General features: G+C 42.9%; 17 protein-coding genes and 1 pseudogene. 10 read left to right on the top strand and 8 right to left on the bottom strand.

Annotated features, from left to right (window positions below; translation table 11 throughout):
* The coding region (locus E7Z59_RS15375; protein WP_211089742.1) for a hypothetical protein at positions 1–207 on the bottom strand (207 nt) is incomplete at its 3' end.
* A 217-nt stretch (positions 208–424) separates the two neighbouring features.
* Positions 425–1,126, bottom strand: coding sequence for a DUF4294 domain-containing protein (locus E7Z59_RS15135; protein ID WP_394346658.1), 702 nt, complete (start codon positions 1,124–1,126; stop codon positions 425–427).
* A 108-nt stretch (positions 1,127–1,234) separates the two neighbouring features.
* Here E7Z59_RS15135 and E7Z59_RS15130 point away from each other — a divergent pair, with 108 nt between their 5' ends.
* From E7Z59_RS15130 to E7Z59_RS15115, 4 genes are all read left to right on the top strand, one after another.
* Positions 1,235–2,323, top strand: coding sequence for a M42 family metallopeptidase (locus E7Z59_RS15130; RefSeq protein ID WP_136337206.1), 1,089 nt, complete (start codon positions 1,235–1,237; stop codon positions 2,321–2,323).
* Between the two features lie 3 nt (positions 2,324–2,326).
* Complete coding sequence (locus tag E7Z59_RS15125; protein WP_136337205.1) at positions 2,327–2,875, top strand: NUDIX hydrolase; 549 nt, start codon at positions 2,327–2,329, stop codon at positions 2,873–2,875.
* 79 nt (positions 2,876–2,954) lie between these two features.
* Positions 2,955–4,874, top strand: coding sequence for a DUF294 nucleotidyltransferase-like domain-containing protein (locus tag E7Z59_RS15120; protein ID WP_136337204.1), 1,920 nt, complete (start codon positions 2,955–2,957; stop codon positions 4,872–4,874).
* The gene (locus E7Z59_RS15115) at positions 4,871–5,539 is read left to right on the top strand and encodes a 3'-5' exonuclease (protein ID WP_136337203.1); all 669 of its coding nucleotides are present in this window, start codon (positions 4,871–4,873) and stop codon (positions 5,537–5,539) included. The genes E7Z59_RS15120 and E7Z59_RS15115 overlap by 4 nt, the downstream gene beginning before the upstream one ends.
* A 19-nt stretch (positions 5,540–5,558) precedes the next feature.
* Here the strand turns inward: E7Z59_RS15115 and acs are convergent.
* The 3 genes and pseudogenes from acs to E7Z59_RS15100 form a co-directional block, all read right to left on the bottom strand.
* Positions 5,559–7,484 (bottom strand): annotated as a pseudogene (gene acs, locus E7Z59_RS15110) (acetate--CoA ligase); the annotation flags it as partial.
* Positions 7,485–7,612: 128 nt separating this feature from the next.
* On the bottom strand, positions 7,613–8,575 hold the full coding sequence (locus E7Z59_RS15105; RefSeq protein WP_136337201.1) for a phosphoribosylaminoimidazolesuccinocarboxamide synthase: 963 nt from the start codon (positions 8,573–8,575) through the stop codon (positions 7,613–7,615).
* Between the two features lie 240 nt (positions 8,576–8,815).
* A complete protein-coding gene (locus tag E7Z59_RS15100) occupies positions 8,816–9,775 on the bottom strand; it encodes a PhoH family protein (protein ID WP_136337200.1) in 960 nt (319 codons plus the stop codon).
* A 172-nt stretch (positions 9,776–9,947) separates the two neighbouring features.
* Here E7Z59_RS15100 and E7Z59_RS15095 point away from each other — a divergent pair, with 172 nt between their 5' ends.
* The 5 genes from E7Z59_RS15095 to dnaN all read left to right on the top strand — a co-directional run bounded on the left by E7Z59_RS15095 (position 9,948) and on the right by dnaN (position 14,690).
* Positions 9,948–10,781, top strand: coding sequence for an SAM hydrolase/SAM-dependent halogenase family protein (locus E7Z59_RS15095; RefSeq protein WP_136337199.1), 834 nt, complete (start codon positions 9,948–9,950; stop codon positions 10,779–10,781).
* Positions 10,778–11,074 carry a putative quinol monooxygenase gene (locus E7Z59_RS15090; RefSeq protein WP_136337198.1) on the top strand — a complete coding sequence of 99 codons (297 nt, stop codon included), beginning with the start codon at positions 10,778–10,780 and terminating at the stop codon, positions 11,072–11,074. Before E7Z59_RS15095 ends, E7Z59_RS15090 begins: the two co-directional genes overlap by 4 nt.
* 35 nt (positions 11,075–11,109) lie before the next feature.
* Positions 11,110–11,823 (top strand): gliding motility-associated ABC transporter permease subunit GldF, encoded by a 714-nt coding sequence (gene gldF, locus E7Z59_RS15085; protein ID WP_136337197.1) that lies wholly within the window; start codon positions 11,110–11,112, stop codon positions 11,821–11,823.
* Between the two features lie 5 nt (positions 11,824–11,828).
* Complete coding sequence (gene gldG / locus E7Z59_RS15080) at positions 11,829–13,499, top strand: gliding motility-associated ABC transporter substrate-binding protein GldG (RefSeq protein WP_242015698.1); 1,671 nt, start codon at positions 11,829–11,831, stop codon at positions 13,497–13,499.
* A gap of 72 nt (positions 13,500–13,571) precedes the next feature.
* Positions 13,572–14,690 carry a DNA polymerase III subunit beta gene (gene dnaN, locus E7Z59_RS15075; protein ID WP_136337195.1) on the top strand — a complete coding sequence of 373 codons (1,119 nt, stop codon included), beginning with the start codon at positions 13,572–13,574 and terminating at the stop codon, positions 14,688–14,690.
* A 263-nt stretch (positions 14,691–14,953) separates the two neighbouring features.
* Here the strand turns inward: dnaN and E7Z59_RS15070 are convergent, their stop codons facing one another.
* The 3 genes from E7Z59_RS15070 to E7Z59_RS15060 all read right to left on the bottom strand — a co-directional run bounded on the left by E7Z59_RS15070 (position 14,954) and on the right by E7Z59_RS15060 (position 16,775).
* Complete coding sequence (locus tag E7Z59_RS15070; RefSeq protein ID WP_136337194.1) at positions 14,954–15,310, bottom strand: DUF4870 domain-containing protein; 357 nt, start codon at positions 15,308–15,310, stop codon at positions 14,954–14,956.
* Positions 15,311–15,389: 79 nt separating this feature from the next.
* Positions 15,390–16,268, bottom strand: coding sequence for a mechanosensitive ion channel family protein (locus E7Z59_RS15065; RefSeq protein WP_136337193.1), 879 nt, complete (start codon positions 16,266–16,268; stop codon positions 15,390–15,392).
* A 9-nt stretch (positions 16,269–16,277) separates the two neighbouring features.
* On the bottom strand, positions 16,278–16,775 hold the full coding sequence (locus E7Z59_RS15060; protein ID WP_136337192.1) for a Dps family protein: 498 nt from the start codon (positions 16,773–16,775) through the stop codon (positions 16,278–16,280).
* A 162-nt stretch (positions 16,776–16,937) separates the two neighbouring features.
* On the opposite strand from E7Z59_RS15060, the gene mnmE reads away from it, so the two are divergent.
* The gene (gene mnmE / locus E7Z59_RS15055) at positions 16,938–18,359 is read left to right on the top strand and encodes a tRNA uridine-5-carboxymethylaminomethyl(34) synthesis GTPase MnmE (protein ID WP_136337191.1); all 1,422 of its coding nucleotides are present in this window, start codon (positions 16,938–16,940) and stop codon (positions 18,357–18,359) included.
* The last annotated feature ends 108 nt before the right edge of the window (positions 18,360–18,467 follow it).

Genomic DNA, 18,467 nt, shown 5'->3' with positions numbered 1-18,467 from the left:
CCCGTTTGATGTCTCTCTCAGAGCGGCTGCAAAACTACAACCTTTTTCCGTTCCCGCAAGCCTTTTTGAAAAATAATTTTCCGAAGCTGCAACTCCCGTTTTCAATGCCGTGTAAAAGAACTTTTTAACTCCGAACCGCCCCTCCAAAGAGGTGCCTTGTTGTTCAAAGCGGGTGCAAATATAAGACGCTTTAAAGATAACAGCCAAATATTTTCGGGACATTATTTCAAAAATCCCGGAGCCAAAACATTTTACTTCTCAAAACCAAACAGTTGCAAGAATTAAAATTTATAAACCTTTAAAGAACTCTATTTGCTTTACAGTATTGTAAAAGAAATGTAAGCACGAAGCTTACCGGTAATCAAGTAGTAGGTGGTTTTTAAACTGACTTCAAAGATAGGGAAAAAAAATAATGCAAACCAAATTAATTTTGCCTTAACTCATTGACAGTCCACTTGTTAGTAAGAGCGCTGTAATCAAAATTAAGCGCTGAGGGCTGAGCCTCCAATTGATCTCCCGCAAAGGCGCGCTGTAAAATGTCTTCAATGAGGTAGTCTTCATGCACTGCATCGGGCTCATAGGTCTCTTTCAAAGAGATATCAAACATGCTTGCTGTAGTATTGTACCAAAAAGCCCTCCAACCGCTTCGCAGATTCTTCACAAGATCAAAGGCCGTAGAGCCGGTTTGGCGGTAAATAAGTTTTACCAGGATCTGGCCCTCTGTACGGGTCAGCTTTTTTAATTCAGCAGAAAACTCCTCTTCTATATACCTTTGTATTATCCGGGTATACCTTCTGCGATCTGCATTACTCTCTATAGCATCCAGGCGTACATTTAGTTCTGTGAGACGCTCAGCCGCAAGTTTTGCATATGGGTAGACCTTTATAGTCTTTCTCCTTAATATATAGTATCTCCTTTTATCATTATAACTCTCAAACTTGAGCGGCTGAAAAATGATCACCGGTTCCAACTCTATGGACGACCTCGGAATAGAATCGTTTTCGAAGAAAAAAAATCCGGATTTCAAAGAGTCTTTCTCTGTAACCGGGCGCAACGTATCAGGCCTCTGTTCCTGGCTGTAGAGAACGGAAACAAAAAGGGACCATATAAACCATAATTTCTTTATCAATTGGTGCAGGTTTGAGCGCAATCAAAAATAGGAAATATGTTTTGGCGACCTTATTAAATCTATGTGAATTTCTTAAATTCGTGCTTCACCTATTAAAAAAATTATATGGCAGATAAAAGCATTCTGAATGACGCATCTTTAAAATTTCTGGAACGTTATCTAAACAACGCCTCTCCTACCGGGTATGAATGGGAAGGACAGAAAATATGGATGGACTACCTAAAGCCTTATGTAGACACTTTTATAACCGACACCTATGGTACTGCAGTGGGAGTTATCAACCCTGAAGCCAAGTACAAGGTGGTTATTGAAGGGCATTCTGATGAAATATCCTGGTACGTGAACTACATAACAGACAACGGATTGATCTATGTTATTCGCAATGGGGGAAGTGATCATCAAATAGCACCTTCCAAGGTGGTAAACATCCACACCGCCAATGGTATTGTTAAAGGAGTATTCGGGTGGCCCGCCATACATACCAGAGACAACGACAAGGAACAGGCCCCTAAACTGGATAACATCTTTATTGATATTGGAGCCAAAGACAAGGAAGAAGTTGAAAAAATGGGCGTTCACGTGGGCTGTGTGATCACCTATCCCGATGAGTTCTTTGTTCTTAACAATAATAAATTCGTTTGTCGGGCGCTGGATAACCGTATCGGCGGATTTATGATCGCCGAGGTAGCCAGATTACTTAAAGAAAATAAGAAGGAACTTCCTTTTGGGCTATACGTGACCAACTCCGTACAAGAGGAAATAGGTTTAAGAGGAGCCGAAATGATCACCCAAACCATCAAACCGAACGTAGCTATTGTGACCGATGTAACCCACGACACAACCACTCCTATGATCGAAAAGAAAAAGCAGGGGTTTGCCGAAATAGGTAAAGGTCCTGTAGTATCATACGCACCGGCAGTACAAAATAAATTAAGAGAATTGATCATTAAGGCTGCAGAGGAAAAAGAAATTCCGTTTCAGCGTATGGCTTCTTCCCGATATACGGGTACAGATACCGATGCTTTTGCCTACAGTAACGGCGGAGTGCCTTCTGCCTTGATCTCCCTGCCGCTGCGATATATGCATACCACGGTAGAGACCGTGCACCGGGAAGATGTAGAAAATGTCATCAGGCTTATTTACGAATCTCTGATGAAGATCGAAGAGAACCACAACTTCAGCTACTTTAGCTAATTGATGGGTGAATGGGTTGACATATGGACCAAGGAAGGTACTCCTACCGGGCGGAAGATCCAGAAATCTGAAGCCCACGCACAGGGATATTACCACCCTACCATTCATTTATGGATCTACAACTCCAAAAAGGAAATCCTGCTTCAAAAACGGGCACTGACAAAAGAGTCATTTCCGGGTAAGTGGGATGTCGCTGTTGCAGGGCATATCTCCGCAGGTGATTCTCCCGAAGAAACCGTAGTTCGGGAAACCCGGGAGGAATTAGGTTTAACCATTCATATTGAGGAAACAGAATTCATCAAGGTGATGCGTTCAGACATTAAGCATTCTGAATCATTTACAGACCGGGAACATCATCATGTATATTCATTGAAAAAAGATGTTGCCGTTACTCATCTTATACTTCAAAAGGAAGAAGTTGCAGAAGCAGGTTGGTTTCCTATTGATATACTCACAAAATACCTTGAAGATCCGGAGTCATTCCCTGACCTCGTGCCTTTTGAAACCGGGTATCTGCGTACAGTGATCACTTATCTTCGTGGAAAATTTTAAGCATCGTACTTCTTATGACCTTAAGATACCCTCAAAATGTAATGGAAAGTTTTGGGGGTATTTTGTTTAAATTCATAAAATGAAAAACACTATTGCTGTCAGGATCGCAGATTTTTTAAAGTCGTATCCACCTTTTCAACTATTAAGTCCTGCTGAATTAGATCGAATTTCTCGGGAAATTACGGTACAATACAATATTAAAGGAGAAATCTTGTTCAGCGAAGGTGACCCGTGCCTTGATTACTTCTTCTTTTTACAGCAGGGGGCTGTTGAAATATTTCAAACAAATGACTCAGCATCGATCACCCTTGACCGTTGTGATGAGGGTGACCTTTTCGGGCTACGACCTTTATTTGCCGGCGACCGTTATCAAATTAGCGCCAGAACGTTGGAAGAATGCATTCTGTACCTGATTCCTATAGAGGTCTTTTCACCCATGATCGGGAGCAATACTAAGATCAGAGAATACCTGTTACAAAGCCTGGCTTCAAACACCCATTCGCATTTTGTAACCACTTCGGGTAAGTCAGCCGACCCTGCAGACCACCCTTCTTCTTCCCTGCCTCCCGACCTCCACGAACTTAAAACAGTTAATTACAGTAAAAGACTTATCTCATGTGAAAAATCAACCACCGTTAAGTCGCTGGCAGAATTAATGAATACCGAGAAAGTGGGTTCTGTTGTCATTGTAGAGGATGAATTACCCATTGGCATCGTAACCGACAAAGATATCAGAGTCAAGATCGCTTCAGGCAGTTGGGATATCCATACTGCTGTAAAAGATATCATGAACAGCCCTGTAATTTGCTACCCTCCTGCTATAACAGTTGCCCAGGCTCATCTGGCCATGATGAAGCACGGGATCAGTCATTTATGCATTACCCAAGATGGCACTCCAAACACCAGGGCCATCGGTATGGTATCTGAGCATGACCTGATCGTAAGCCAGGGAAACAATCCGTATTTCCTCATTAAAGCCATTACCCGGGCCACCAAAACCAAACAACTCAAAAAGATCAGGAGGAAGGTGATGCATCTGTTAGAACAATATATGGAGAGTAACCTGCCTATGACCCATGTTTCGAGAATCCTTTTTGAGCTAAATGATGCCACCATTAAAAAGTGTATTGAACTTAGTCTTGCCAAAATGCCTGCTGCCCCGCCCTGTGAGTTTGCCTGGATGTCTTTAGGAAGTCAGGGCAGAAAAGAACAACTTTTACATACAGACCAGGATAATGCCATCGTATTCGAAGACCAACCCCTGGAGACCTATAAAGACACCCATGAGTATTTTGTGACGTTGGCAAAGGCGGTTAACAAAAGACTCTTAAAACTGGGGTTTGATTATTGTCCGGCAGATATGATGGCCGGCAACCCCAAATGGTGCATGAGCGAAACCCAGTGGAAAGAGCAGTTTACCTCCTGGGTGCAACAGCCTAATGAAGATAACATTTTACTATGTCAGGTATTTTTTGATTACGACATAAGTTACGGCACCCTGAGTCTTGTAAATTCTTTGGGGGAACATATATTCAAAACCATTAAAAATTACCCCTTATTTATTTCCAACCTGGCCAAAAGTGCCATTCAAAATCCCTCTCCATTAGGATTTTTCAGGCAATTTTTACTGGAAAGCAACGGGGAACACAAAGATCAATTCGACTTAAAGAAAAGAGCACTTATCCCCATTACCGATGCAGCTCGTTTACTCATACTGAATCATGAGGTAAAGAACATTAATAACACCTTTGAGCGTTATGATAAATTAGCTGAACTGGAACCTAACAATCGTGATCTTTTTCTCAGCGCCTCTTACGCCACAAAAGTACTGTTGAAATTCAGAACCAGGCAGGGGTTAATGAATAACGACAATGGCCGGTATATTGACCTTAAAAGCCTGAGCAAAGAAGAGAAAATAAAGTTAAAGCGATGTTTTAATACCATTTCTGACATTCAGGACATCATTAAACTAAGGTATAAATTGGTGAATTTTTTATGAAAACCTGGTTTCAACGAAAGCAAGAAAATAAATACCCTGAATTTTGGGAAGCTTATATCCAATCGATCTCAGAAGACCTTCCAAAACTGGTGAGCGAGACCACCTTTATCGCTCTTGATACTGAAACCACAGGCTTTGACCTAAAAGAAGACCGTATACTATCTATTGGAGCCCTCAAAATATTCAATGGTCGCATTGATACCGGGAACACCCTGGAACTTCACCTGAGTCAAACGCATTTCAACCCTAAAACAGTTCCTATTCACGGCATCATTAATCAGCCTAATTACAAAACCATAACAGAGAAAGAATTTATTGAACAACTGTTAAAGTATATTGGAAATGCCCCGATCATTGCCCATCATGCATCTTTCGACATTAGTATGATCAATGCTGCTCTTATTCGAAACAATCTGCCGACCCTTAAGAACAAGGTATTTGACACGATGAAATTTTATAAAAGAGGATTGATCACCTCCAATTTTATTGACCGCGACCGCAGTTACAGTCTTGATGAAGTGGCCGAAAAATTAAACATCGCCCTTAAGGACCGACATACAGCGCCCGGCGACGCCTACATAACAGCACTCATCTTTTTAAAATTATGGAGAAAATGGGATAAGAACAGGTCCTTAAAAACTAAAAGCCTGTTACGTCTGCAGTAACAGGCTTTTAGATTGAACTTTATTGAGCTCCTTGTTTTATTTCTTCTACCACTTCCGGGTTGAGCAATGTTGAAATGTCACCAAAATCAGAGTCACTTCCGGAAGCGATCTTCCTGAGAATTCTTCTCATGATCTTTCCGCTTCTGGTTTTTGGAAGCCCTGAAACAAACTGGATCTTATCAAGTTTGGCAATAGGCCCGATATGTTCTGTAATTTGCTGGTTGATCTCCTTACTCAGGTTACTCCTGTCTCTGCTCTCTCCTACTTCCTTCAGGATCACAAATCCATAAAGGGCATTCCCCTTTACATCATGCGGAAAACCAACGATGGCCGATTCGGCCACTGCAGGGTGTTCATTGATGGCGTCTTCTATTGGAGCCGTACCAAGGTTGTGCCCGGAGACTATCACTACATCATCTACCCGCCCTGTTATACGGTAATATCCCACAGCGTCTCTAAGCGCCCCGTCACCCGTAAAATACATGTTTTTAAAGGCAGAGAAATAGGTGTCTCTGTATCGGTCATGGTCGCCCCAAATGGTTCTGGCCATACTGGGCCACGGGAACTTGATACATAAACGTCCACTTACAAGGTTTCCCTTGATCTCTTTACCATGCTCGTCCATCAGGGCGGGTTGTATGCCCGGTAAAGGCAGGGTTGCAAAGGTCGGGATAGTTGGAGTGGCGTAGGGTATGGGAGAGATCATAATACCTCCCGTTTCTGTTTGCCACCAGGTATCTACTATCGGACATTTGTTGTTACCCACATTATCGTTGTACCAGTGCCAGGCTTCCTCATTAATAGGTTCTCCTACAGTGCCCAAAATTTTCAAAGATGAAAGATCATATTTTGTTACATAATCAAGATTCTCTTTTGCAAGAGCCCTGATCGCTGTTGGGGCCGTGTAAAACTGAGTAACCTTATGCTTTTCAACGATCTCCCAGAATCTTCCAAAATCAGGGAATGACGGTACGCCTTCAAACATTACTGTGGTGGCACCATTTGCCAACGGACCATACACTATATAACTATGCCCTGTAATCCAACCGATATCGGCAGTACACCAATATACATCATCATCTTTGTACTGAAATATATTCTTAAAGGTGTAGGCACTGTACACCATATACCCCCCGGAGGTGTGCAGCATTCCTTTAGGCCTACCTGTAGAACCGGAAGTATACAAAATGAAAAGAGGGTCTTCGGCATCCATGATCTCAGGTGCGCATTCGGGAGATGCTGCCTCAAGAAGGTCCTGCAACCAGATATCCCTCCCCTTTTCCATGTGGATATCATGTTCTGTTCTTTTTACCACCAGCACTTTCTCGACACAGTCGCAATTCTTCAGCCCCTCATCAACAATACCTTTGAGGTCGATCACCTTGTTACCTCGAAATGAACCATCTGAAGTGATCACCATTTTACAGCTGGCATCATTGATCCTGGTAGCGAGGGCAGAGGAAGAAAACCCGGCGAAAACTACCGAGTGAACAGCCCCGATTCGGGCACACGCCAAAACAGAAATGGCCAGTTCCGGGATCATAGGCAGGTAAATGCAAACTCTGTCACCCTTGCCGATACCTTGCGAGCGCAACACATTTGCAAAGCGAGACACCCGCTCATGTAATTCCTTATAGGTGATTTTTACCGCTTGCTCTGAGGGGTCGTTCGGCTCCCACAAAATAGCCACCTTATCACCCTTGGTCAACAAATGACGATCAATACAATTTTCTGTTATATTTAATTTTGCTCCCTCAAACCATTTCACTTCAGGTTTGCTGAAATCCCAATTCAAAACATTATCCCATTTCTTTCGCCACAGAAAATGTTCCTCAGCGATCTCTGACCAAAAATTTTCCGGATCGCGGACCGATTTTCTATAGATCTGATAATACTCTTCAAGGTTTTTAATATGGTAGCTACTCATAACAAACTGGTTAACAGGAAATAATTCTGATTCTAATTTTTAACATGCCTTAGAGGCTCCTTCAAATAAACAAGAAACCCCGGTGTTATCCAAAAAAAATGCCCCGCATTTGCGAGGCATTTTTGAATAAATTCGTAAGTAAAATATTATGAATCCTTATAATTAGTTAAAAACCCTTCCACATTCTCTCGAATACGGTCTTCAATATTTTCAAGACTCGCTTTTTGAAAAGTATCTCCGGTGATATTCTCGTACAATTCAATATATCGCTCAGAAACCGAGGTTACATAATCATCTGTCATCTCCGGTATCTGCTGCCCTTCAAGACCCTGAAACCCGTTAGAGATCAACCATTGTCTCACAAACTCCTTTGATAATTGTTTCTGAGGTTCTCCTTTCTCCTGACGCTCCTTGTATCCGTCTGCATAAAAATAACGCGAAGAATCTGGCGTGTGTATCTCATCGATCAGGACGATCTCTCCATCGGCCGTCTTTCCAAATTCATATTTTGTATCCACCAGGATCAATCCTCTTTCCGCAGCGATCTCTGTACCTCTTTGAAACAAGGCTCTTGTATACTTTTCTAATACCACATAATCTTCTTCAGAGACAATCCCTTTTTTCAGAATATTTTCCCGTGAAATGTCCTCATCATGATCTCCTTTCTCGGCTTTGGTGGCCGGGGTAATAATGGGTTCCGGAAACTTATCGTTCTCCTTCATTTCCTCCGGTAATGGCACACCACACAGCTCACGCTTGCCGGCCTTATATTCTCTGGCGGCATGGCCTGACATATACCCCCTGATCACCATTTCAACCTTAAAGGGTTCACATTTTTTCCCGACAGCTACATTAGGATCGGGAGTAGCGATCAACCAATTAGGCACGAGGTCTTCGGTAGCCTTCATCATTTTGGTAGCGATCTGATTCAGGATCTGACCCTTATAAGGAATCCCCTTGGGCATGATCACATCAAAAGCAGAAAGACGGTCGGTAGCGACCATCACCAACAGATCATTATCTAAAGAATAAACTTCTCTGACCTTTCCTCTGTATACGCCGGTTTGCCCCGGAAAATTAAAGTTTGTTGCCGTAATGGTGTTGCTCATAGGTGCTGATAAATTAAAGTTCAAAGATAATCTTATTCTGATTTTAATACTATTTCAATCCCGCCTTTTATAACCCTCTATCATACAAGTATCAAGAAGAACAAAAGGTATTGGTGAGCTCTAAGTGAAGTCACCACTGATAATTTTCCGCTATGCAATTATTCAAACTCCAAATAAAAATCCCCTGATGGAAAAGGCCAACTGGGGAAATACATATTTGTAATCTTCGAAAATTTATGATCAACTATTGGAATGCTCGATCTTTTTATAGGCCGAGATAATACTTTTAACCAGTCTGTGCCTTATCACATCTTTATCATCGAGATAGAGCATACCTACCCCTTCCACATCCTTAAGTACGAGAATGGCTTCTTTAAGTCCGCTGATCACTCTTCTTGGTAGATCGATCTGTCCGGGGTCTCCTGTGATCATAAATTTGGCATTCTTCCCCATCCGGGTCAGGAACATTTTCATCTGGGCGTGGGTGGTATTCTGGGCCTCGTCAAGAATAACAAAGGCATTATCAAGGGTTCTACCCCTCATAAAGGCCATAGGGGCTATTTGTATAATGCCGTTCTCGATATAATTGGTGAGCTTTTCTGCCGGGATCATATCTCTAAGGGCATCGTACAATGGCTGCATGTAAGGATCTAATTTTTCCTTCAGGTCGCCCGGTAAAAACCCTAAATTCTCTCCTGCTTCTACAGCCGGCCTGGTCAATATGATACGTCGCACCTGCTTTTCCTTTAAGGCTTTAACCGCTAAAGCAACCCCGGTATAGGTTTTCCCGGTACCTGCCGGCCCTATGGCAAAAACCATATCGTTGCGCTTCATGAGTTCCACGAGCTTTTGCTGGTTGGCAGTTTGAGCTTTAATAATCCTGCCGCTTACTCCGTGTACCAAGGTTTCTGCATCCAGATGACTGTTTTCTGCCAGACCCTGTCGGGTATCATGTGTCAGGATTCGTTCGATAACGTCTTCATCTATCTGGTTGTATTTCCCGAAATGGGTCACCAGCATATCAAAACGCTTGTCAAACTCTTCCAGCATCTCTTCATCGCCATAGGCTTTAATCTTATTACCCCTGGCTACGATCTTCAGTTTTGGGTAATACTTTTTCAGCAATTGAATATTGGCGTTCTGTGTTCCAAAAAAATCCTTGGGATTAATTTCCGAAAGTTCTATGATGAGTTCGTTCAATGGCTTGTGGTTTTTGGTGGATTACTTCAGAAGTCTAATAAATGTGTCAGCATCATTAGAAATTCTGTTACTTTTTAGTAGGTTTGTTACTATTGTGAGACCCCTGAGGGTCCTAAACAAACATAAGCAAAAAAAGATTTTCTTAATTAAAAAATATATCAACATTTTGTAAATGGCCATCATCACGCTCACCACTGATTTTGGGGTACGCGACCATTTTGTAGGCGCCATTAAGGGTTATATTTACAGCGAACTGCCGGAGGCAATCATTGTTGATATCTCTCATCATATAAGCCCTTTTAATATTACCGAGGCTGCCTACATTCTTAAAAACGCCTATAAAACCTTTCCCAAGGGAAGTGTACATATTATTGGGGTCGATTCTGAACTTACTCCCGATAATAAACATATTGCCGTAACTATAGACGGACATCATTTTGTAGGGGCCGACAACGGAATTCTGTCTCTGCTGGCACAGGAGATCAATCCGGAGAAAATGGTCGAGATCAATATACACGACCGTGTTCAGGGTATTTTTCCTGTCCTGGATGTTTTTGTTAAGGTGGCAACCCACCTCGCCCGTGGAGGGCAGCCAGAGGTCATTGGCAAACGTATTGATAGCATTAAGGTGTTAAAAGGACTTTCTCCGGTGGTAAATACTGCCCAGAGCCAAATAAACGGAAGCGTTATATATATTGATAATTACGGCAATGTTATCTCTAACATATCCCGTAAATTCTTCGAGACCTACCGAAAAGGAAGAGATTTTGAAGTATGGGCGCGCAATCACAGTTTTACCAGCATTCATGAGCGGTACAGTGATGCGATCAATTTCAATGTGGAAAAAAGCAAGCGAAATGCTGACGGAAAACGCCTGGCCATTTTCAATTCTTCAAACCTCCTGGAGATCGCTGTTTACAAAAGCAACCTGGATACCGTAGGAGGCGCATCCAGCCTGTTAGGGTTAAGCTACCGGGATTCTATAACCATAACCTTCATCGGATGATCGTGAGAATCGTAAAAATGGAGTTTAAGGAGGAATTTATTCCGGAATTCCTGGATAACTTCGAAAAGAATAAAACCATGATCAGGAATTTTAAAGGATGTTCTTACCTGGAATTATACTGTGATGAAGGCAACCCCTGTATCTATTTCACCTACAGTTATTGGGATAGTGACGATGCCCTTCAAGCCTACAGAAATTCAGAGACCTTTAAAAAGATCTGGTCTGCAACCAAACCGGGCTTCAGTAAAAAGGCAGAAGCGTGGAGTTTAAAAAAGGTCTGTAGTTTACCCTAAGAGTTTTTATATTTAGAACCTCAAATCTGACAACAATGCTAGCCATCTTTAAGCGCGAGATCAATACATTTTTCACCTCCCCTATCGCCTACCTTGTCATGGCCCTTTTCACTGTGATTACAGGGCTTTTTCTATGGGTATTTAAAGGCCCGTATAATATTATTGATAGTGGGTTTGCCAGTCTTTCGCCCTTTTTTGAGCTTGCACCATGGATCTTTGTCTTTCTGATCCCTGCCCTTACGATGAGAAGTTTTGCAGACGAACGTCAACTGGGCACCCTGGAGACCCTGCTAACCAAACCGGTAAGTAAGCTAGCCATTGTTTTGGGCAAATATGCCGCCGGTTTTGTATTGGTGTTCATTACCCTGCTACCCACCGTGCTATATGTCTACTCCTTGAGTATGCTCGGAAACCCTCCCGGAAATATTGATCTTGGAAGCATCATGGGCTCTTATCTCGGCCTACTCTTCCTGGCCGGAGCCTTTTTAGCCATGGGGATTTTCGCTTCCTCGGTTACCTCTAACCAGATCATCGCTTTTATAGTGGCGGCAGCTATTTGTTTTGCATTCCTATACCTTCCCGAAAGTATTGCACTTCTTGACACCTCCCTCGGTTGGATGGGAAGTTTTGGTATCAAAGAACATTTTGACAGTATAAGTCGTGGAGTTCTTAGCTTTAGTGACCTTAGCTATTTTATAAGTTTAAGTGCTTTTTTCATTGTTTTAACCGCCACATATCTTAAAAAATGAGCTCCTTGAAAAACATCATCACCTCAAAATATCTTACCTTACCTCTGCTTATAGCAGTGCTGTTTCTGCTGAACTATTTCGCCGGCCTCAGCGGCATACGTTTCGACCTTACCAAAGATCAGCGATACACCTTAAGCGACGCTGCTATAAGAAGCACCGAAAGCTTTGATAGTCCTCTTTACATTGATATTTTTCTGGAAGGTGACCTGCCTTCTGAATTTCTGAAACTCAGAAAGGAAACGGCTCAGATACTGCGGGAATTTCAAAGTGAGAACAGCCATATCAAGGTAAATTTCATCGATCCCGAAGAAGAAGGTAATGAAGATACGGCTCAACGATTGCAGGCCATGGGCATGCAACCGGCAGCTGTAACCATTGAAGAAGGCAGCAAGGTCTCTCAGGAAATGGTTTATCCGTGGGCCCTGGTTAATTATCAGCAAAGAACCGTTAAAGTTGCCCTGCTTAAAAACACCCTGGGAGCTTCTCTGGAAGAAAGGGTAAGCAGTTCGGTGCAGCATCTCGAATATGCCTTCGCAGACGCTTTTACCAAGGTGGGGATGAAAGATAAAAAGAAGATCGCTGTATTAAAGGGAAATGGCGAATTAATGGATATTGAGATCGCAGACTTTCTCAGCGCCTTAAAAGACTATTACCAAATAGCTCCTTTCACTCTTGATTCTGCTAATGCAAATGCCGCACGTACTCTGGAGCAATTAAAAGAATATGATCTTACCATTATTGCTAAACCCACTGAAGCCTTTAGCGCTGAAGAGAAGCTGGTGATGGATCAATATACCTTACATGGAGGTAAAAGCCTTTGGTTGGTGGATAGGGTACAGATGGAGATGGACAGCCTGTATCAAAACGAAGGCGAATCTGTTGCGGTACCCAGAAACCTGAATCTTGACGATCTGTTTTTTAAGTACGGCGTCAGGATCAACCCATCCCTTGTGAGCGACCTGTATTTCACCCAGATCGTACTGGCAACCGGGAGTGGTTCTCAAACACAATATAATCCCGCGCCGTGGCTATATCATCCGATGATCTTCTCAGAAGAAAATCACCCTGTAAACACCAATATCGAAGCGCTCAGAATGCAGTTCGCCAACCCCATTGATACCCTGGGGAATGCTATCAACAAGACCGTTTTGCTTCGCTCCTCCCCTTTATCAAAGTCGGTCGGGGCTCCGGCCCTAATAAGCCTTGAGACGGTTACACGCGAGCCGGACAAAGAAAGTTTTAACAGTGGGGGCATGCCTTTGGCAGTCTTGTTGGAGGGCAGTTTTACTTCAGTATTTAAAAACCGACTCCTACCGGTCTCCGTAAACGATTACAGGGAACAAGGCGACGAATCGGCTATGATTGTGATCTCAGACGGCGACCTGATACGAAATGACATACAAAACGGCCGCCCCCTTGAGCTGGGGTATGATAAATGGACCAACAACTTTTATGGCAACAAGGAATTTTTGCTTAACTGCGTAAATTACCTTCTTGACGACAGCGGACTTATAAACATTCGCAGTAAAAAAGTGGAAATAGCCTTTCTTGACAGCCAGAAAGCATACCTTGAAAAATCTAAATGGCAGTTCATAAACCTTGGAATGCCAGTACTTTTATCGGCCCTGTTCGGGTTTGGTTTTGCCTTCTACAGAAAGCGTCGGTATGCACGGTAAATGTTAATAAGTTATTTTCAATTTAAGAACCAATTAAGATATCTTTGTAAGTGTTAGAAAACAACGTTTTAGATGAAATTTATTGTATCAAGCTCATACTTGCTTAAGCAATTACAGGTACTCGGTGGAGTGATCAATAGCAGTAACACCCTGCCCATTCTCGATAACTTCCTCTTCGAATTGGACGGAAACAAATTAACCGTTTCTGCTTCTGACCTTGAAACTACCATGAGTTCCGTACTCGAGGTAGACTCAGAGTCGCAAGGAAGTATTGCAGTACCCGCAAAATTATTATTAGACACCTTAAAGACATTCCCGGAACAGCCACTAACCTTTGTGGTTGAAGACAATAATACGGTAGAGATCAGCTCTAATTACGGTAAATATGCACTTGCCTATGCCGACGGAGCAGAATTCCCCAATACCATAGAGCTGGCTGAACCCAGTTCCACCACGCTTTTAGGAGACATCCTTGCCACCGCGATCAGCAAAACCATTTTCGCTTCAGGAAATGACGACCTGCGCCCGGTAATGAGTGGGGTGTTTTTCCAGTTCTCTCCTGAGAATCTGACCTTCGTGGCTACCGATGCGCATAAACTGGTTAAGTATCAGCGTCAGGATGTTACAGCTACCGAAGTTGCCGAGTTCATCATGCCTAAAAAGCCGTTGAATCTCCTGAAAAATATCCTTGCCGGAAGTGAGAATGAAGTGGTCATAGAATACAACGATAGTAATGCCAAGTTTACTTTCGAAAATATCGAGTTGATTTGCCGACTGATCGACGGAAAGTATCCGAATTACGAAGCGGTAATTCCTAAAGAGAATCCGAACCGCCTGAGTATTGATCGTGTTCAACTTCTGAACTCTGTAAAAAGGGTTTCTATTTTCTCTAATAAAACAACCCATCAGATCAGACTTAAGATCGCCGGGGCCGAGCTGAATATTTCTGCTGAAGATCTCGATTACAGCAACAAAGCTGAGGAGCGACTCACCTGCGATTACCAGGGTGATGATATGCAGATCGGTTTTAACTCAAGATTCCTGATGGAAATGCTCAACAACCTTTCATCAGACGAGATCTCCCTGGAGATGAGCCTGCCGAACAGAGCCGGTATCCTGACCCCTACCGATGGTTTGGATGAAGGAGAGCACATTACCATGCTTGTAATGCCGGTGATGCTGAATAATTAAAAACGATCATTCTACGATAAAAAAAAGCGACCCTAGAGGTCGCTTTTTTGTTATGCGGTCCTGCCTGCCGGCAGGCAGGTATGCGGTTATGCGGTTATGCGGTTATGCGGTTATGCGGTTATGGGGTTATGCGAAATAAAGTAAACGATTCGTCTTTGCAAGGTTTGTGTAGCAAACCGTGGCAATCTCCCGAAATATCTACCGGACTACCCGTTTACCAGCTTACCTGTCTACCCGTCTACCCGTCTACCCGTCTACCTACCCTAAAAAAACCGTATACTCAACGGATAATACGTTTCCTCTCCGTTAGAAGCTTTTATGGCATTAACGATCGGATATACAAAGCCTACAATGGCGATAGCGATCAGGGTAAGAATACCCAAGCCGAAAAGAAAGATCAGGGGGATACTGATCAAACAATAAATAAACAGGCTTAATTGAAAATTCATGATGGCTCTGCCCTGTTCATCCATATTCAAGACACGGTCTTTATTAGAGATCCAAAGTACCAGGGGAATAATAAATCCTCCAAACCCGGTAATATAATCTAATAATTGGGTTAAATGGGTGATGGCCATTAATTGATTATCTACGCGCTTCAAACTCATTTGATTGGTCATTGCTATTGATTTTTGATTGATTATGTACCTATTCGACTAAATAAGTCTCGATTTGTTACAGTATCTGTACAAAATATGTTCATTCCTGTGTTCCTTTAGGTAACGGATTTGAAAAATCAATGGTACGAATGGGGAACGGAATGGTGATACCATGTTCATCAAAAGCCTTCTTAATGGCTATGATGGCCTCTCCCCTGGCTTTTAAAATTTCCAAACCGGAAGTAGAGTCGATCCAAAACCTGAGTTCAAAATTGATAGAACTGTCTCCGAATTCCGTATAAAAAAACAAAAGGTCATGGCTGTCCTTAACCACTTCGAACTCATTTACCACCGTATCTTTCACCACCTTCCTCACCATTTCAAGATCTGAATCGTAGGCCACCCCGCAAGTGAGGATCACACGGGATTGAGCAGTGACCGAATAATTCTTTAACGGATGTTCTATGACTAATCGATTAGGTATAGATACCATATTATTATCGATCTGTTTAATGGTGGTGGTTCGTAAACTAAGGTCGACCACCTCTCCTGTAAATCCATTGGTTTCTATCCAATCGCCCAGCTTCATGTATTTGGCAAACGACAGGGTGATTCCGGAAAAGGTATTCGTTAATACGCCCTGCAAGGCCAAACCAACGGCGAGACCTGCTACTCCTGCCCCGGCCAGCAGGGAGGTGAGCATTTTATTGAGATGAAGAATATTTAAGGCCAGGAAGAGCCCGAATAGTATAACTAAAATCGAGGTTAGCCTGGAAAGAATTCGGGTGATGGAATGTTGAATAGAGGTTCTGCCCAGGGCATTCAACATCAACTTATAGATATACCGTGAAGCCAGATACGTAAGCAGAAATACAATTACGGCAAGAACAAAATTAGGTAGGTTCACGACTAATTTCTCCAGCCATGAACCTACCTGTTCTAACATTTTATCCCAAGCTTCTAAAAGCCTTTCTTTCATTTAATTTTATTATGACACTGAAGCCTTTAGGACTTCGTTAGTTTTCATTCTCCATGCATCCAGCATCCAGGAGGTTTTCTCCAGCTCACGGATGTAGGCTCCGATAAGGTCGATCGTACCTTCATCTCCCCCTTCATCGGCTACTTTCACCACATTTCTCATTTGTTTTAACATAGTCGCATGGTCATTCAGTAGGGTTTCGATCATCTCAACATCGGTCAGATCGGTTTTGGACTCCTCTACATTTGAAATTTCAATATATCTTGAAAGATTACTCACAGGACGATGTCTTAAGGTAAGAATACGTTCTGCGATCTCATCGATCTTCAATTTTGAATCATTATAAAGTTCTTCAAATTTTGCATGCAGATCGAAAAAATTTCGTCCTAAAATATTCCAGTGAAAATTTCTAAGTTTCTGATAGTATAAATGATAATCGGCTAAAAGTACATTTAGCTCATATACTGTCTTTTCGGTTTTGTTAGTGTCTAAATTCAAGTAATTCATATGTTCCTTTGTCATTTTTAGATTCACTTTATAAGTTAACAAAATAAAGCAGAACCACAAGTATTTAACAAGGTTTAACTTACTAAGTTATAGTCATTAACATTATTATTCTTACACGTCCTATCTATGGATTAGATTCGTATTTTTGTTCAAAATTTCCACATGAGAATAGAGGATACCATTATTGCCCTTGCCACCCCTTCCGGAGCGGGAGCTATCGCTGTGATGAGACTTTCCGGGAAACAAGCCCTGGAGATAGCTGCAAAGCACTTCCGGTCGATCCATGGGAAGGACTTGCAGGCACAAAAAACCCATACCATTCACCTGGGGCACATTGTAGATGGCGAACGTATTATTGATGAAGTATTGGTATCTGTTTTTAAGAATCCTAATTCCTATACAGGAGAAGATGTGGTAGAGATCTCCTGCCATGGCTCTCCATATATACAACAGGAGATCATTCAGTTGTTTCTTCGCGCGGGATGTCGCATGGCCGATGCCGGAGAATTTACCCTCAGGGCTTTTCTCAACGGAAAGATGGACCTCAGCCAGGCAGAAGCTGTGGCCGACCTCATTGCTTCAGACAATGCCGCCGCCCACCAGATCGCTATGCAGCAAATGCGGGGTGGATTCAGTAATGAACTGGCCAGGTTGCGGGAAGAACTCATGAATTTTGCCTCCCTGATCGAACTGGAACTGGACTTTGCGGAGGAAGATGTGGAATTCGCCAACAGGGACGAATTCAGAAACCTGCTGGAACGTATCAGAAACGTCCTCAAAAAACTCATCGACAGTTTTGCCACGGGGAATGTTATCAAAACAGGAATCCCTGTAGCCATTGTCGGAGAACCCAACGTGGGGAAATCGACCCTTTTAAACGCCCTCCTGCAGGAAGAGCGCGCCATTGTAAGTGATATTGCCGGAACCACCCGTGATACCATAGAAGATGAGATGGTCATAGGCGGTATCGGATTCCGCTTTATCGACACGGCAGGAATCCGGGAAACCAAAGACGTGGTAGAGAGCATCGGGATACAGCGAACCTTTGAAAAGATCGACAAAGCCCAGGTAGTGATCTACCTTTTTGATTGTGAGACCGTCAAGAAAAGTCTGCATGGCGACACCGGGCCTAACGGCAGAACCCTGAACACCATCATGACGGAGATCGGAAAGATCAAAAATAAATACCCTCAAAAGCACCTGGTGATCATCGCCAACAAGATCGATGTCCTTTCTGAGGAAGAATTGGCCAAGGTATCAGCACAGATCCCGGAAGCCCTCCACCTTTCGGCCCGCTCAGGAGAAGGAGTTGACAAGCTGCAGGACAAGCTCCTGGAGTTTATCAATACCGGCGCCCTGAGAAACAACGAGACCATCATTACCAACACCCGTCACTACGATGCCCTGCTAAAGGCACTTGAGGAGATCGACAAGGTTCGGGAAGGTCTTGATGCCGAACTGCCGGGAGACCTGTTGGCCATCGACATCCGCCAGGCCCTGTATCACTTTGGGGAAATCACGGGAGAGATATCTTCAGATGATCTGCTGGGGAATATCTTTGCGAATTTTTGTATCGGAAAGTAACTTCATATTATTAAACCAACCAAAAACATATTATAAAACTACCTTAAGCCCCTATTTACAGGGGTTTGTTGTTTGGTGCAATATATAGATTATTTGCGATAATATGTA

Origin of the sequence: Robertkochia marina, from assembly GCF_004799345.1 — a bacterium.
Lineage (GTDB): Bacteria > Bacteroidota > Bacteroidia > Flavobacteriales > Flavobacteriaceae > Robertkochia > Robertkochia marina.
The sequence above is the reverse complement of the archived record's forward strand: the minus strand, read 5'-3'. Positions and strand labels throughout refer to the sequence as shown.

Coding starts and splice junctions, on each gene's coding strand:
- E7Z59_RS15130 (WP_136337206.1), top strand. CDS start 1,235: ATGGCAGATAAAAGCATTCTGAATGACGCATCTTTAAAATTTCTGGAA.
- E7Z59_RS15125 (WP_136337205.1), top strand. CDS start 2,327: ATGGGTGAATGGGTTGACATATGGACCAAGGAAGGTACTCCTACCGGG.
- E7Z59_RS15120 (WP_136337204.1), top strand. CDS start 2,955: ATGAAAAACACTATTGCTGTCAGGATCGCAGATTTTTTAAAGTCGTAT.
- E7Z59_RS15115 (WP_136337203.1), top strand. CDS start 4,871: ATGAAAACCTGGTTTCAACGAAAGCAAGAAAATAAATACCCTGAATTT.
- E7Z59_RS15105 (WP_136337201.1), bottom strand. CDS start 8,575: ATGAGCAACACCATTACGGCAACAAACTTTAATTTTCCGGGGCAAACC.
- E7Z59_RS15095 (WP_136337199.1), top strand. CDS start 9,948: ATGGCCATCATCACGCTCACCACTGATTTTGGGGTACGCGACCATTTT.
- E7Z59_RS15090 (WP_136337198.1), top strand. CDS start 10,778: ATGATCGTGAGAATCGTAAAAATGGAGTTTAAGGAGGAATTTATTCCG.
- gldF (WP_136337197.1), top strand. CDS start 11,110: ATGCTAGCCATCTTTAAGCGCGAGATCAATACATTTTTCACCTCCCCT.
- dnaN (WP_136337195.1), top strand. CDS start 13,572: ATGAAATTTATTGTATCAAGCTCATACTTGCTTAAGCAATTACAGGTA.
- E7Z59_RS15070 (WP_136337194.1), bottom strand. CDS start 15,310: ATGACCAATCAAATGAGTTTGAAGCGCGTAGATAATCAATTAATGGCC.
- E7Z59_RS15065 (WP_136337193.1), bottom strand. CDS start 16,268: ATGAAAGAAAGGCTTTTAGAAGCTTGGGATAAAATGTTAGAACAGGTA.
- E7Z59_RS15060 (WP_136337192.1), bottom strand. CDS start 16,775: ATGAATTACTTGAATTTAGACACTAACAAAACCGAAAAGACAGTATAT.
- mnmE (WP_136337191.1), top strand. CDS start 16,938: ATGAGAATAGAGGATACCATTATTGCCCTTGCCACCCCTTCCGGAGCG.